Raw genomic sequence first — 14,393 nt, forward strand, 5'->3', positions numbered from 1 at the left:
ATGATGATTTACGAGTTTTGCACGAATACCGATCCGGGTCTCGCACGAGAGAACAATGAGGATTCCGTGACCTTCGATGGTCCTGCCCGGCTGGGGATCCTGGCGGACGGCATGGGGGGCTACAACGCCGGAGAAATCGCCAGCGGCATGGCAACCACGTTCATCAAATCGGAGATGGGGCGCTGGCTGTCCCAGGCCGGCAAGCACGCGAATGCCAAGGAGGTTCGGCGAGCCCTTGAGATCTGTGTCGAGAATGCCAACCGGTCGATTTTCAATGCGGCCAACTCCAATCCGCAGTACACCGGCATGGGGACGACGCTGGTGGTTGGCGTGTTCCAGGATTCGCGCCTGATGCTGGGCCACATCGGGGATTCGCGCTGCTATCGCCTGCGCGGCGATGAGTTCGCGCAAATCACCAAGGACCATTCGCTGCTGCAGGAGCAGATGGATGCGGGGCTCATCACGCCCGAGCAGGCCGCGACCTCCATGAACAAGAATCTGGTGACGCGCGCGCTTGGCGTGGAAGACACGGTGCTGCTCGAAATCAACGAGCACCGCGTCGAGCCCGGCGATATCTACCTCATGTGCTCGGATGGCCTGTCGGACATGGTGAATGATCCGGGCATCGCGCAGATCCTGGTGGCCTCGATGCCTCTGTCGCAGAAGGCGGTGCAGTTGATTCAGACGGCGAACGCCAATGGCGGGCGCGATAATATTTCCGTCTTGCTGGCGCAGGCCAGCATGGGGTCGCAGAAGCGCGGTTTGATCTCCAGGCTGCTAGGCAACTAGCAGCCCGGGATCATGTTTCCAAAAACAAGTTACAGAAACAGGAGTCGACCATGCCGAAAATGATCGTTTCGATCGACGGTGTCGTCATCAAAGAAGTGCAGTTGACCAAAGACCGTACGACGCTGGGTCGGCGGCCTTACAACGACATCGTGATCGACAACCTGGCTGTCAGCGGGGAGCACGCCGTCATGCAGATGATGGGCAACGAGGTCTATCTGGAAGACCTCAACAGCACCAATGGCACCTACATCAATGGCAAGGCCGTCAAGAAGCAACTGCTGCAGAACAACGACACCGTTGAAATCGGCAAGTACAAGATCAAGTTCATGAACGAGGCCGCCGGGCCGACTTTCGAGAAGACGATGGTCATCAAGGCGGGGGCTGCAGGCGTTGCACCGGCCCAGCCCGCTGCCGCGCCGGCGGCGCCGGTCGATGGTGCCGCCAGCAATGCTGCCATCAAGGTGTTGTCAGGCGCCGCCGCGGGGCGCGAAGTGCCCCTGGTCAAGGTGGTTACCACCATCGGCAAGCCCGGCGTCGCTGTGGCGGCCATCACCAAGCGGCCGCACGGTTTTGTGGTGGCTCACGTCGAGGGCGTCAACAAGCCGACGCTCAATGGCGCGCCGATCGGAGCCGAGCCGGTGACCTTGAAAAATGGAGATCTGCTGGAGCTGGCAGGAACACAAATGCAGTTCGTGCAGGCCTGAGCAAGCCGTGCGCGATCACTGAGCGTCTCGGGGCCCCATGGGATCTCTGTTCAAGCATTGGCCCCGGATCGCGGTCACGCTGCTTCCACTGGTTTTTGTTCTGCTCCATGCCAGCGGGGTGCTGAAAATCGGCGTGCTGCAGCGCCTGGATGACATCATTTACGACGGCCGGTTGCGGGTCACCATGCCTCGAACCCTGGATGACAGGGTGGTGATTGTCGATGTCGACGAGAAGAGCTTGGCCGAGGTCGGGCATTGGCCCTGGGGCCGCGACAAGCTGGCGAACCTGACCCATGAGCTGTTTGCACGACAGAAAGCGGCCATTCTCGGTCTCGACGTTCTGTTTGCCGAAGCCGACGAAAGTTCGGGGTTGAAGAGCCTTCAGCAATTGGCGCAAGGGGAACTGCGCGATCAGCCGGGCTTCGCCGAGCGGCTGAGCCGGCTGCAGGCCGGCCTGGACTACGACGCCTTGTTTGCCAAGGCGCTGGAAAAGCGGCCCGTTGTTCTGGGCTACTACTTTACGAGCGACCGGGATGGCCGGACCAAGGGCGTCCTGCCCGCGCCGGTCATGCAGCGTGAAGCCCTGCAGGGCCGGCCGATCCGCTTCACGTCCTGGAATGGGTATGGTGCCAATATTGAACCGCTGGCCCGGGCGGCACCGGTGGCGGGCTTCTTCAATTCCATCACGGATGGCGATGGGGTGGTGCGCTCCATTCCCTTGATTGCGGAATACGACGGGCAGTACTACGAATCGCTGTCCCTGGCCATGTTTCGCATGCTGGTGGGCTCCCCGCAAGTCGAGCCGGGTTTTCCGAAGGAGCGTTTTCTCAGCCGCACCTATCAGGGGCTGGAGAGCATTCTGCTCAAGCAGGGGGGCAAGACGCTGGCCATCCCGGTGGACGATCGGGTGGCCACCCTGGTGCCATTTCGGGGGAGTGGAGGGGCCAGCGGCGGCTCCTACAGGTATATCTCAGCGGCCGATGTGCTGTCCGGGCGCTTGCCCGAGGCGAGCCTCAAAGACAGGATCGTCCTGCTGGGTACGACCGCGCCCGGTTTATTGGATTTGCGCGTCACGCCCGTGGGGGAGACCTACCCCGGCGTCGAGACGCACGCCAATGTGATCTCGGGGCTGCTCGATGGAAAGATTTTCGTCAAGCCCGACTATGCCGTCGGCTTCGAGGTGGTCACCCTGGTGCTGGCCGGCCTGATACTGGCCTTCACCTTGCCACAGCTTTCAGCCCCCCGGGCCGTCATGCTGAGTGCGGCCGTTATTGCCGCCCAAGTGGGGTTGAATTTCTGGTTGTATCTGGGGTATGGCCTTGTTCTGCCGCTGGCCTCGGCGTTGCTGATGGCGCTGACCGCGTTTGCATTGAACATGAGTTACGGCTATTTTGTAGAAAGCCGCTCCAAACGTGAACTCGCGAACCTGTTCGGCACCTATGTACCGCCGGAACTCGTCGATGAAATGGTGAAGGACCCCGACAGCTACAGCATGAAAGCGGCCAACAAGGAGTTGACCGTCATGTTCTGCGACATGCGTGGCTTCACCAAGATGTCCGAGCAGATGGAGCCGACGCAGCTTCAGGAACTGCTGAATGGTGTGTTCAGCCGCCTGACGGACCTGATCCGGGCCAATCGAGGCACCATTGACAAATACATGGGCGATTGCGTGATGGCTTTCTGGGGCGCCCCGGTGGATACGCCGAATCATGCGCATCTGGCCGTCAAGACGGCGATGGAGATGGCCCAGGCGGTCCGCAAGATCAATGAAGAGCATCGCGCGGCCGGTATTCCCGAAATCGGTATCGGCATCGGCCTGAACACGGGCACCATGTGTGTCGGCGACATGGGGTCGGACATCCGCCGCAGCTATACGGTGATCGGTGATTCGGTCAACCTCGGATCGCGGCTGGAGGGGCTGTCGAAGGCGTATGGTGTCGATATCGTGGTGAGCGAATCCACGCGCAAGCTGGCGCCTGATTTTGCCTGGCAGGAACTGGACAAGGTGCGTGTCAAGGGCAAGGAGCAGGCCGTGGCTATTTTCTGGCCCATGGCGCCGGCAGACCGCCTGGACAAGGAGCATGCAGCGGAACTCAGGACCTGGGCCGGGGCGCTCAAGTCCTACCGCGCCCAGGATTGGGATCCGTGCGACGTGCAATTGCTCAATCTGCAGCGCATGAATGCGAAAAAATACCTTTACCAGCTCTATTCAGAGCGAGTAGCCTCGATGAGGTTGTTGCCGTTTGATCCTGGGTGGGACGGTGCGACCAACTTTGAAACCAAGTGAGGGGCTGCAATGAAAGTGCGCGTGCTGGGCTGCTCCGGTGCTATTGCCAAAGGTTGCCGAACCACCTCTTTCCTGATTGATGGCGAGGTTCTGGTCGATGCCGGCACGGGCGTTGGCGATCTCACGCTCGACGAAATGCGCGGCATCGACCATGTCATGCTCACGCACTCTCATCTCGACCATGTGGCCGCGCTGCCCCTGATGGTGGACGCGATCGCCGCGCAACGCACCACACCGCTGCAGATCCATGCCTTGGCGGGCACGATCGCGGCCCTCAAGGCCCACATATTCAACAACATCATCTGGCCTGATTTCAGCCGCATTCCGACCCCGGAGGCACCGTTCATCAGCTTCCACGAAATTCAAGTCGGACAGATCCTGCAGCTCAAGGGCAAACTGTTCGAGGTGCTGCCGGCCGTCCATACCGTGCCCGCCGTCGGCTACGCCGTGACCCAGGGGCGAGGCTGCTGGGTTTTCACTGGGGATACCGAGCGCAATCCGGCGTTCTGGCGGCGGGTCAACCAGCTCAACGTGGCCATGCTGGTCATCGAGACGGCGTTCAGCAACAGGGAGCAGGAGCTCGCGCACCGCAGCCTGCACCTGTCTCCGCATGCCCTGGCAGATGAGCTCGATTTGATTGGCAAGGGGAAGAACTACCCTATCTACATCACCCACACCAAGCCTGCGGAGACCGAACTGATCATGGCCGAGATCCAGCGGTTTGATCAGACCCAGCCGTTTGGGCCCAATGTGACCCATGACATCCGCTGGCTGCGGGCAGGTCAGGAGTTCGAACTATGAGCGCAGTGCTGAAGCCCGCCCTGTCCGGCAAGGATTCCGAGCAGGCTTTCTTTGACTCCCAGATGCTTCCCCCCGAAAAACGGGGCATGACCTTTGAGGTTCTGTTTTACCGGCAACTGCAGCAGGTCAGCACGCGGATTCATGAAACGGAGAACATCGACCAGATCATGCTGGAGTCCAGCCAGGACATCTGCAAGCTGTTCAACGCCGATCGTCTGACCCTGTATGCGGTGAGCGAAGACCACGCGGCCATCGTTTCCAAGTTCAAGACCGGGCTCAATACCGCCAAGGACCTGAAGCTGCCGATCAGCGCGCAGAGCATCGCAGGCTATGTGGCGCTGAGCAAGCAACTGGTCAACATTGCCGATGTCTATGATGACGAGGCGCTCAAGCGGATCCATCCGACGCTCAGCTTTCTCAAGGAAGTCGACAAGCGCTCCGGCTACCGGACCAAGCAGATGCTGGTGGTGCCGATTCTCGACGGCGACACGCTGCATGGCGTGCTGCAGGTTATCAACAACAAAAGCGACCAGCCCTTCGGTGAGCTGGAAATCGAAGGCGCGTCTCAGCTGTGCAAGACATTGGCCACGGCCATTCGCCAGCGTATGCGGCGAGCGGAAGAGGGCTCGCGCCGCAAAGCCACCAAATACGATGGTCTGGTGGCTGATGGCGTTCTGACGGCGGATGAGCTGCACCTGTGCATGCAGAAGGCGCGCGAGGAAGTCCGCTCCGTCGAGCACATGTTGATGGCGGAGTACCAGATTCGCCCCTCACAGATCGGCCCCTCTCTGTCGAAATTCTTCGGGGTGCCGTACGAGCCTTTCAATTCGGGGCGGATCCGTTCCGAATTGCTGCATGGCCCGCTCAAGCGTGAATTCATCGAGGAGCAGGGCTGGATTCCTCTGGAAGACTCGAGGGACGGCCTGGTCGTCATGTGCGTGGATCCCGAGGCCGTTCGTGGCTCGCGCGTGGTGCCGCAAGTGTTTCCCCGCATGGGCAAGTTTGCCTACCGCGTGACCACGCAAACGGAGTTTGAAGAAACCCTGGGTCAGCTCTATGGCGCGGGGGTCGAGAGTGGCTCGATCGACCAGTTGCTGGCAGATCTGAATGCACCCGCTGATGAAGAAGGTGCAGACGATTCGTCGCTGGAGTCCGCGGCAGCCGACAATGAACTGGTCAAGTTCGTCAACAAGGTGATCATCGACGCCTACAACCAGAAGGTGTCGGATATCCACATCGAGCCCTTGCCGGGGAAGGCCAAGACCGGCATCCGCTTTCGCATCGATGGTTCGCTGGTGCCCTACATCGAGGTGCCCGCGCACTTTCGCCAGGCCATGGTCACGCGGCTGAAGATCATGTGCGATCTCGATATTTCCGAGAAACGCAAGCCGCAGGATGGAAAGATCAAGTTCAAGAAATTCGGCCCGCTGGACATCGAGCTTCGCGTGGCCACCATTCCTTCGGCTGGCGGCGTGGAAGACGTGGTCATGCGTATCCTGGCTGCGGGCGAACCCATTCCCCTAGAGAAGCTGGGGCTGACGCCGCACAACAAGGAGCGGCTCGAGAAAACCGTCAGCAAGCCCTATGGCCTGTTCTATGTGTGCGGCCCCACCGGCTCGGGGAAAACCACCACATTGCACTCCATCCTAAAATTCCTGAACACCCCCGACACGAAGATCTGGACGGCGGAAGACCCGGTGGAAATCACGCAGAGAGGGTTGCGCCAGGTCCAGATCAACAAGAAGGCCGGCATCGACTTTGCGCTGGTAATGCGCGCCTTCCTGCGAGCCGATCCAGACATCATCATGGTCGGCGAATCACGGGACAAGGAAACCGTCTCGATGGGCGTGGAAGCATCGCTCACGGGACATCTGGTGTTCTCGACCCTGCACACCAACTCTGCGCCGGAGTCCATCACCCGGTTGCTGGACATGGGCATGGACCCCTTCAATTTTGCTGATGCGCTGCTGGGCATCCTGGCGCAGCGGCTGGCCAAGAAATTGTGCGACTGCAAGGAAACCTACACACCTGATTCGGAAGAGGTCAAGGCCTTCGTTGCTGAATATGCCGAGGAATTGCGCCATACGGCCGCATGGAAAGCGGGCTATGCCGGGGAGGCCAACAAGCTCTACGAGGAGTGGATCAAGGCCTACGGGGAGAATGACCGGCTGAGGTTCTACCGCGCAGTGGGCTGCGACAAGTGCAACAAGACGGGCTACAAGGGGCGCATCGGCCTGCACGAACTGCTGATTGCCGATGACACCGTCAAGAGGCTGGTGCAGGAGCGCGCCCGTGTGGCCGAGATCTTTGCGGCGGCGGTGGAGGGGGGCATGCGCACGCTCAAGATGGATGGAATGGAAAAAACCATGCTGGGCATGACCGACCTGAAGCAGGTTCGCTCCGTGTGCATCAAATGAAAGGGAAGACAAAATTGTCAACTACTGCCGATTTGGTGCAGAGCGTGCGCACCGGTTTTGTCACTCTTTGTTGTATTTAAGGGAAACAATCGTCAAGGCGCGCATGGGCGGCTATGGCATGCCAATTGCTGTTTAGACTCGCTTCTCTTTTTCTAACTCCGGAGGTTATTCATGAAGCGTCAGCTACAAAAGGGTTTTACCCTGATCGAATTGATGATCGTGGTCGCGATCATCGGTATCCTGGCCGCCGTGGCGCTGCCTGCATACCAGGACTACACCAAGCGTGCCAAGATGTCGGAAGTGATTCTGGCGGCTTCGGCCTGCCGGACCAGCATCACGGAAATCTTCCAGTCAGCCACGAATCTGCCGACCGCCAATTCGTGGGGCTGTGAAGGTGGTGCGGCCATTGGTCAGCCGTCTCCCAGCAAGTATGTCAACAGCATCACGACCAGCGCAGGCGGATCGGTCAGCGTGCAAGCGTCGGACACTTTTGCTGACACTACGATCAATAGCAAGTGGATCACGTTGACCCCCTATGGCACGCCGTCGACCGGAACGCTCGCAGCCGGTTCTGCGGTTTCAATGTGGGTGTGCGGCCCGGGTTCCGCAGCCGGGTCGGACGTGCCCCTCAAGTATCTGCCGGGTTCGTGCCGCGGTATTTAAGATATTTCTTTTTCAGTAGAAAAGGCACCTCCGGGTGCCTTTTCCATATGGCAAATTGAAAATGCACGTGAGACGGATGGGTTATGCGGGTTGAAGGCATCGGAAAAGAACGAGTGTTCGGAGCGGCAGGGGTGGAGCTCCACCGCGTGGCCTATCTCGTGTGCTTCGCCGTTTTCGGGCTTCCTTTCCTGGTGGGGTATGGCACGCTGCCTTTGACCAACTTTGCGGCCGAAGTCTTGTGCACGGTTGGTATGGCCATCATGCTGATCATGGTGGGGCAAAGCCCGGTTCCACTGCAGCGCATGCCACGCGAACTGAAAGTGATGCTCGCCGCTTTTGGTGTGCTCGCTTGCGGTGTTGTCGCGCAGTATGTGTCGTTTGGGCTGAAAAATGCTGAGGCCAGCATGGCTGTGTTTGGCTATCTGGCATGCGCTGCTCTGTCGGCCTGGATCGGGTACGCCGCGTGCTTGGGGCCACAGGCTTCGCAATGGCGTCGAGCCATCGCCATGGGATTGCTGGCGGGTAGCCTGTTGGCTGCGCTGGCATCCATCGCGCAATACTTCAAGGTTGACGCTCAATGGCTGGTCTTGTCTCCTGCGCGAGATGCTGGAAGAACTTTCGGATTTGTCAGGCAGCCGAATCACCAAGGAACATTCCTGAACCTGGGGCTGGTGGCCTTGCTGGTGCTACAGCGAAAAAATGGCTGGCGCTCGTTGATGTGGTACGCACTGAGCGCCGTGCTGATTTTTGGCATTGTGACCACCGCATCGCGTACCGCCTTGCTTCAGCTGGTCTTTGTCTCCCTCTGCATGATGCTCGTATGCCGCCACGACGGGGCGAGTGTGCTCAAGGGGCTGTGGCCGGTCGTGCTCGCATTGGGGGTTTGGGGCGCGCTCTGGCTGGTCAGCCAGACCGATGGTTCAGAGTTCTACGGAAATGCGAAGCTGAGCCAAACCTCCACCGAGGGCCTGGGCATCAGAAGCGAGATGTGGCGTCAGACAGCGGCTCTGATCCTGCAACATCCTTGGGCGGGTAACGGGGTCGCGAGTTACCCTGCCGTCATTTTTCTCAGTGGCGCGGTACTGGGCATTGGGGTGCTGATGTCGCATTCGCACAATTTGCTGTTGCAGCTGGCGTTCAGTTATGGAATTCCCATTGCACTGGCATTCACGTCAGCGGTCCTGTGGGTGTTGTGGCGCGTGCGGCATCGCTTCATGGCGGATACGGGGTTCTTGGCATGGGGCTGCCTCGGTTGCATCCTGATCCACTCGATGTTTGAGTTTCCGCTCTGGTACGCCTATTTCTTGCTTCCGGCCAGCTTTTTTCTGGGGTGGTTGACATGCCCTGCCGCCGAAGGTGGCCAGACGCTGCAAAGCGATGTGGATGGCCTTTCGGCCGCCAAGAGGTCGGCCCGCATCAGGCAGCGTGCGGCGATCAGCGCCCTGGCTGGTGTCTCGGTCATCAGCGTGGCGATTTGGATGAATCGCGACTACTACAAGCTGACGCCCATCTATATGCCGGGTTTGACGGCCACGCTGCCGGATCGCATGCACGAAGCGGACAGCGTCTTCTGGTTTCATCACTTTGCCGAATTCCCCAAGCTTCCGATGGAGACGGTCACTCCGGCCAACTACCAGGCCTACCTGGACAGCCTGGGAAATGTGGGGTGCCTGATGCACGAACCCTGGATCCAGGGCGGAACCGTGCTGGCGCTGGCCTATGCCGGCAGAGCCGACGAAGCCAAATGGATCATGTACCTCTATGGGCAGCTGTCCGGAGGCAAGGTCGAGCATTTCAAGCGAGCGCTCGAGAGCAGCAACCTGCCCTTGGCTGCTGAACTGCTGCGCTATCTGGAGAAGCCCGAGCCGGTGCGCCCGGCGCTGGCATTCTTCGAACAGGCGTGTTTCGGGCGTGGCAGCTCTCCCTGAGGGCCGACCAAGCCTGGGGGCATGGGCCGCCGCTGGAGTGGTCATTGCCCTGATGGCCGTGCCCTGGCTCAACCCGTTCGCGCCCGGCCCGTCTCCCGCCGTGCTGGGGCTTTGTGTGGCGTGGGCCTGTGCCGCCTGCCTGCTTTTCCTGGTGCCCTGGAGCACGCCGTGGCTGACTGCAAAATGGCTGCTGGCTTGCGCGCTGGTGGTCGTTCTGCATGGGCTCAGTGTGGAGGTGCTGGCTACCGTCGCGGGCCTGGCGATGCTACTGGTGTTCGCTGGATTCGGCCTCACCGGAGCGAGGCGCGGGCAGCAGGTTCTCGAGCCCTTGGTGGCGGGTTTGCTGTTGGCGGCTCTGCTCAGCGCCTGTGCAGGGCTGCTTCAGTATTTCGGTCTGGAGCAAGGCTTGGCGGGGTGGGTCAATCATGCGCAACCCAGGGAAGCCTTTGCCAATCTGCGGCAGCGCAACCAGTTTGCGACGCTGACGGTGATCGGACTGGCCGCCGTGCTCTGGTTTCGTGTGCGGGGGCAGCTGGCGCTGCACGCCGGGTGGATGGTGCTTTTGCTCGTCGCGGGCAATGTCGTGTCGGCCTCGCGTACCGGCCTGTTCCAGATCGTGTTGCTGCTGGTACTGGCATGGTGCTGGCGCGCATCCCTGCCCAAACCATGCCGTACCCTGCTGGCCGCCACCGTGCCGATGTACCTGGCGGTCTGGCTGCTGCTGCAATGGATCCTCGATGCGCCCGGAGGCGCATTCATGCGCTTCGACCTGCAGTCAGAAGGTTGTGCCAGCCGCCTGGTGCTCTGGCGCAACGTCCTCGATCTGATCGGCCAGCGGCCTGTCTGGGGCTGGGGCGTGGGGGAGCTCGACTACGCCCATTACATCACCCTCTATCCTGGCGAGCGCTTTTGCAGCATCCTGGACAACGCCCACAACCTGCCATTGCACATGGCCGTCGAGTTGGGGGTTCCCGCGGCGCTGCTCATCTGCGGGGGGCTTGTCTGGCTGGTGCTTCGGGCCAGACCGTGGCGCGAGACCCAGGCCACGCGCCAACTGGCCTGGAGCGTGCTCGCCGTCATCATGTTGCACAGTTTCCTGGAGTACCCCCTGTGGTACACGCCCTTCCAAATGGCCTTCGGGCTGAGCCTCGGGCTCCTGCTCCGGCCGGCAGGGGCAGCGGCCGGAGATTCCTGGCCACCGGGGGCCAGGACAGCGCAGCGGGTTTGCGCCGCGCTGTTGCTCGCCGCCTGTGCCGCTGTCTATGGGGACTACAGCCGCATCAGCCAGATCTATCTGCCGCCCGAAGCGCGCGATCCCGCCTATCGCGATGACACGCTGAGAAAGCTGCAGAACTCGTGGTTTTTCCAGAACCAGGTGCGCTTTGCCGAACTGTCGGTGACCTCGCTGACGCGCGAGAACGCGGCCCAGCAGCATGCATTGGCCAAAGAGCTGCTGCACTATTCGCCGGAGCCAAAGGTCATCGAGCGATTGATTGAAAGCGCGGTCATGCTGGGGCTCGACGATGAGGCCTTGTTCCACCTCGTGCGCTATCAAAAGGCGTTTCCGGCGGAGTATGCGCGCTGGGCGCAGCTCAACGCCGATGTCGCGAAAGAGCCGCCCTGGCGCGGGACTCAGTGATTAACGAAATCCCCTGACTTGCCACCGCGCTTTTCCTGCAGCTTCACGTCGGTGATGGTCATGCCTCGGTCCACCGCCTTGCACATGTCGTAGATCGTGAGCAGCGCCACCTGCACGGCGGTCAGCGCCTCCATCTCCACGCCGGTGGGGCCCAGGGTTTCCACCACGGCGGTGCAGCGGATGGCTGCGGCGTTCGGGGGCGCGGCATCGGCCGCTGCAAATTCGAGAGCCACCCGCGTCAGCGCCAGCGGATGGCACAGCGGAATCAGATCGCTGGTCTTCTTGGCGGCCTGGATGCCCGCGATGCGCGCGATCCCCAGCACATCGCCTTTCTTGGCCGTGCCGCCCTGGATAATGGCCAGGGTTTCGGGCCGCATCTCGATGCGCCCGCCGGCCACCGCCACGCGATGCGTGCTGGGCTTGCCTGCCACGTCCACCATGTGGGCCTGGCCTTGCGCATCGAAGTGGGTGAGTTTGCTCATGCCTTGAACACCGGTGGTAAAAACCATTTACAGAAGATTCATGTCACTCAAGCATCATACGATCATGTTCAACTGGAAAGACCGCCTCAAGGCGGCTGGCATCCACTTCGGCATCAGCCTCGTCGTCGCCGCGCTCAGCGCAGCGCTGGTGTTCGGCCTCTGGTATCCCTATCCCTACCGGGACATTTCGGGCGGGCGCGATCTGTTTCTGCTGGTGGTGTCGGTGGACGTGATCCTGGGGCCCCTGATCACGTTCACCATCTTCAACCGCACCAAGTCGCGCCGGTCGCTGCAGCTGGATTTTTCCGTGATCGGGCTGGTCCAGCTGGCGGCGCTGAGCTACGGCCTGTGGACGGTCTTCCTGGCGCGGCCGGTGCACCTGGTGTTCGAGTACGACCGCTTCCGCGTGGTGCATGCCGTCGATATTCCGCCGTCGCTGCTGAACCAGGCGCCGCCCGGTCTGGACGCCCTGCCGCTGACCGGGCCCACCCTGCTGTCGCTGCGGGCCTTCAAGGACAGCAAGGAGCAGTTCGACAGCACCATGGCGGCCCTGCAGGGGCTGTCGTTGAGCGCGCGCCCGGAGCTCTGGCAGTCCTATGAGGCGGGCAAGCCGGCCGTGCTGAAGGCCGCCAAGCCGGTGAGCGAGCTCAAGAGGCGCTTCGAGCCCCGGTCGGCCGAGATCGACCAGGTGATACGCGCCGCGGGCCGGCAGCCCGACGCCCTGGTGTACCTGCCGCTCGCCGGCCGGCAACTCGCCTGGACGGCGTTCCTGGACCCCGCCACCGCCCAGGTGGTGGCCTTCATGCCGCTGGATTCCTTTTGAGCCTTCTTTTCAAGCCAAAACAAGCCAAGGTCCTCGCCAAGCGGACCTTGCTAGCTATGCTTTTGGTAGCGCCCCTGTCGTTGTCGCCCTCGCTGTCGCTGGCCCAGTTGCCGGCGCTGGGCGACAGCGGCGAGATGGCGCTGGGAGCCGAGCGCAAGCTGGGCGAGCGCATCGCGCGCGAGATCTACCGCGATCCCGACTACATCGACGACCCGCTGCTGGCCGAGTACGTGCAAAGCATCTGGCAGCCGCTGCTGGCCGCCGCGCGCGCCCGCGGCGAGCTCACGCCCGAGCTTGACGAGCGCTTTGCCTGGGAGGTCATGCTCGGGCGCGACCGCACCGTGAACGCCTTTGCCCTGCCCGGCGGCTACCTCGGCGTGAACCTGGGCCTGATCAGCCTCGTGAGCAGCCGCGACGAACTGGCCTCGGTGCTGGCGCACGAGCTCAGCCACGTGACGCAGCGCCACATCTCGCGCCTGATGACGCAGCAGAACCGCATGACGCCCGTGATGATCGGCGCCATGGTGCTGGGCGCGCTGGCCGCCAGCAAGAGCCCGGACGCCGCCGGCGCGCTGATCACGGGCGGCCAGGCGATGGCGGCGCAGAGCCAGCTCAACTTCTCGCGCGACATGGAGCGCGAGGCCGACCGCATCGGCTATGGCGTGATGACGCAGGCCGGTTTCGCGCCGCAAGGCTTCGTCACCATGTTCGACAAGCTGCAGCAGGCCTCGCGCCTGAACGACAACGGCTCCTTTCCCTACCTGCGCACGCACCCGCTGACCACCGAGCGCATTGCCGACATGCAGGCCCGCCAGCAACTCGATGCCAAGTCCGGCGTGGCCGAAAAGCCGGACATGGAGCAGAGCATGATGGCGGCGCGCGCGCGCGTGCTCACCAACCCCGGCGTCGACGCCCTGCGCTCCTGGGTGGCGCAGGCCCAGGGGCTGGCGGCCAGCGCCACGCCGCTGCAGCAGGCCGTCGTGCTCTATACCGCGGCGCTGGCCAACAGCAGCCTGCGCGACTATGCGCAGGCGCGCAGCCTGGCCGCCCGGCTGGTGGCGCCGGCCAGTGCCGACCCGCGGGCGGCCCGCCTTGCCAGCCTGCTGAGGGCAGAGATCGAGTGGGCCGCCGGCGACGCCGCGCGCGCCGCCTCGCTGGTGGATGGCGCCGCGCCGGCCCGCCCGGAGCTGATGCTGTCCTCGCAGGCGCGCATCGGCAGCGGCCACGCGGAGGAGGCCTCGCAGCGCCTGCAGGCCTGGGTGGCCACGCACCCGCGCGACGCTTCCGCCTGGCAACTGCTGTCCAGCGCCTACGCGGCAGAGGGCAAGACGCTGCGCGCCATCCGGGCCGAGGCCGAAGCGCATGCGGCCCGCCTCGACTACGCGGCGGCGGTGGATCGTTTCAAGGCAGCCCAGGAGCTGGTGCGCCGGGGCGGCGCCGGCGCAGACCACATCGAGGCGTCGATCATCGACAGCCGGGCGCGCCAGCTCGAATCACTTCTTCGAGAACAGGCCCTCGAGCGCTGATTCGATGACGATGGACAGCGCCGAGTAGAGCAGCGAGCCCAGCAGCGCCGCGCCGAAGCCGCGCACATGGAAGCCGTCGAGCACGCTCGCGGCGGCCCAGAACATCAGGGCGTTGATGACGAACAGGAACAGCCCCAGCGTGACCAGCGTCACCGGCAGCGTCAGCACCACCAGCACGGGGCGCACGACGGTGTTGAGCAGGCCGATCACGAAGGCCGCGATCAGCGCCGAGGTGAAGTTCTTGACCTCGACGCCGCTGTACAGGTAGGCCACGAACAGCAGCGAGGCGGCGCTGAGCAGCCATTTGAAGATGAGCTTCATGGCCTGGGAGCTT

General features: G+C 62.4%; 12 protein-coding genes. 10 read left to right on the top strand and 2 right to left on the bottom strand.

Translation table 11 applies throughout. The features are described 5' to 3' along the window. The first annotated feature begins 3 nt into the window (after nt 1-3). From MMF98_RS21495 to MMF98_RS21530, 8 genes are all read left to right on the top strand, one after another. Entirely contained in the window at nt 4-789 is a 786-nt protein-coding gene (locus tag MMF98_RS21495) for a Stp1/IreP family PP2C-type Ser/Thr phosphatase (protein WP_243309688.1), read from the top strand. A gap of 50 nt (nt 790-839) precedes the next feature. Continuing rightward, complete coding sequence (locus MMF98_RS21500) at nt 840-1,493, top strand: FHA domain-containing protein (RefSeq protein ID WP_243309389.1); 654 nt, start codon at nt 840-842, stop codon at nt 1,491-1,493. Between the two features lie 37 nt (nt 1,494-1,530). Continuing rightward, nucleotides 1,531-3,780 (top strand): CHASE2 domain-containing protein, encoded by a 2,250-nt coding sequence (locus MMF98_RS21505; RefSeq protein WP_243309390.1) that lies wholly within the window; start codon nt 1,531-1,533, stop codon nt 3,778-3,780. A 9-nt stretch (nt 3,781-3,789) separates the two neighbouring features. Next, nucleotides 3,790-4,581, top strand: a complete 792-nt coding sequence (locus MMF98_RS21510) for a 3',5'-cyclic-nucleotide phosphodiesterase (RefSeq protein WP_243309391.1) — start codon at nt 3,790-3,792, stop codon at nt 4,579-4,581. Further along, entirely contained in the window at nt 4,578-6,998 is a 2,421-nt protein-coding gene (locus MMF98_RS21515; RefSeq protein ID WP_243309392.1) for a GspE/PulE family protein, read from the top strand. Before MMF98_RS21510 ends, MMF98_RS21515 begins: the two co-directional genes overlap by 4 nt. Nucleotides 6,999-7,169: 171 nt before the next feature. Then, the gene (locus MMF98_RS21520; protein ID WP_243309393.1) at nt 7,170-7,661 is read left to right on the top strand and encodes a pilin; all 492 of its coding nucleotides are present in this window, start codon (nt 7,170-7,172) and stop codon (nt 7,659-7,661) included. 146 nt (nt 7,662-7,807) lie between these two features. Beyond that, nucleotides 7,808-9,589 carry a PglL family O-oligosaccharyltransferase gene (locus MMF98_RS21525; protein ID WP_243309394.1) on the top strand — a complete coding sequence of 594 codons (1,782 nt, stop codon included), beginning with the start codon at nt 7,808-7,810 and terminating at the stop codon, nt 9,587-9,589. 52 nt (nt 9,590-9,641) lie between these two features. Continuing rightward, a complete protein-coding gene (locus MMF98_RS21530) occupies nt 9,642-11,228 on the top strand; it encodes a PglL family O-oligosaccharyltransferase (RefSeq protein ID WP_243309395.1) in 1,587 nt (528 codons plus the stop codon). Here MMF98_RS21530 and moaC read toward each other — a convergent pair. Beyond that, nucleotides 11,222-11,710 carry a cyclic pyranopterin monophosphate synthase MoaC gene (gene moaC, locus MMF98_RS21535; protein WP_243309396.1) on the bottom strand — a complete coding sequence of 163 codons (489 nt, stop codon included), beginning with the start codon at nt 11,708-11,710 and terminating at the stop codon, nt 11,222-11,224. The genes MMF98_RS21530 and moaC overlap by 7 nt on opposite strands. Nucleotides 11,711-11,774: 64 nt before the next feature. Between moaC and tfpZ the strand changes: the two genes are divergently transcribed. After that, nucleotides 11,775-12,533, top strand: a complete 759-nt coding sequence (gene tfpZ, locus MMF98_RS21540) for a TfpX/TfpZ family type IV pilin accessory protein (protein WP_243309397.1) — start codon at nt 11,775-11,777, stop codon at nt 12,531-12,533. Between the two features lie 56 nt (nt 12,534-12,589). Continuing rightward, on the top strand, nt 12,590-14,059 hold the full coding sequence (locus MMF98_RS21545; protein ID WP_243309398.1) for a M48 family metalloprotease: 1,470 nt from the start codon (nt 12,590-12,592) through the stop codon (nt 14,057-14,059). Here the strand turns inward: MMF98_RS21545 and MMF98_RS21550 are convergent. Beyond that, nucleotides 14,027-14,380, bottom strand: coding sequence for a phage holin family protein (locus MMF98_RS21550; protein WP_243309399.1), 354 nt, complete (start codon nt 14,378-14,380; stop codon nt 14,027-14,029). The two genes, MMF98_RS21545 and MMF98_RS21550, sit on opposite strands and share 33 nt — an antisense overlap. Nucleotides 14,381-14,393: the final 13 nt, after the last annotated feature.

Source organism: Variovorax terrae (genome assembly GCF_022809125.1).
Taxonomy (GTDB): Bacteria; Pseudomonadota; Gammaproteobacteria; order Burkholderiales; family Burkholderiaceae_C; genus Variovorax_A; species Variovorax_A terrae.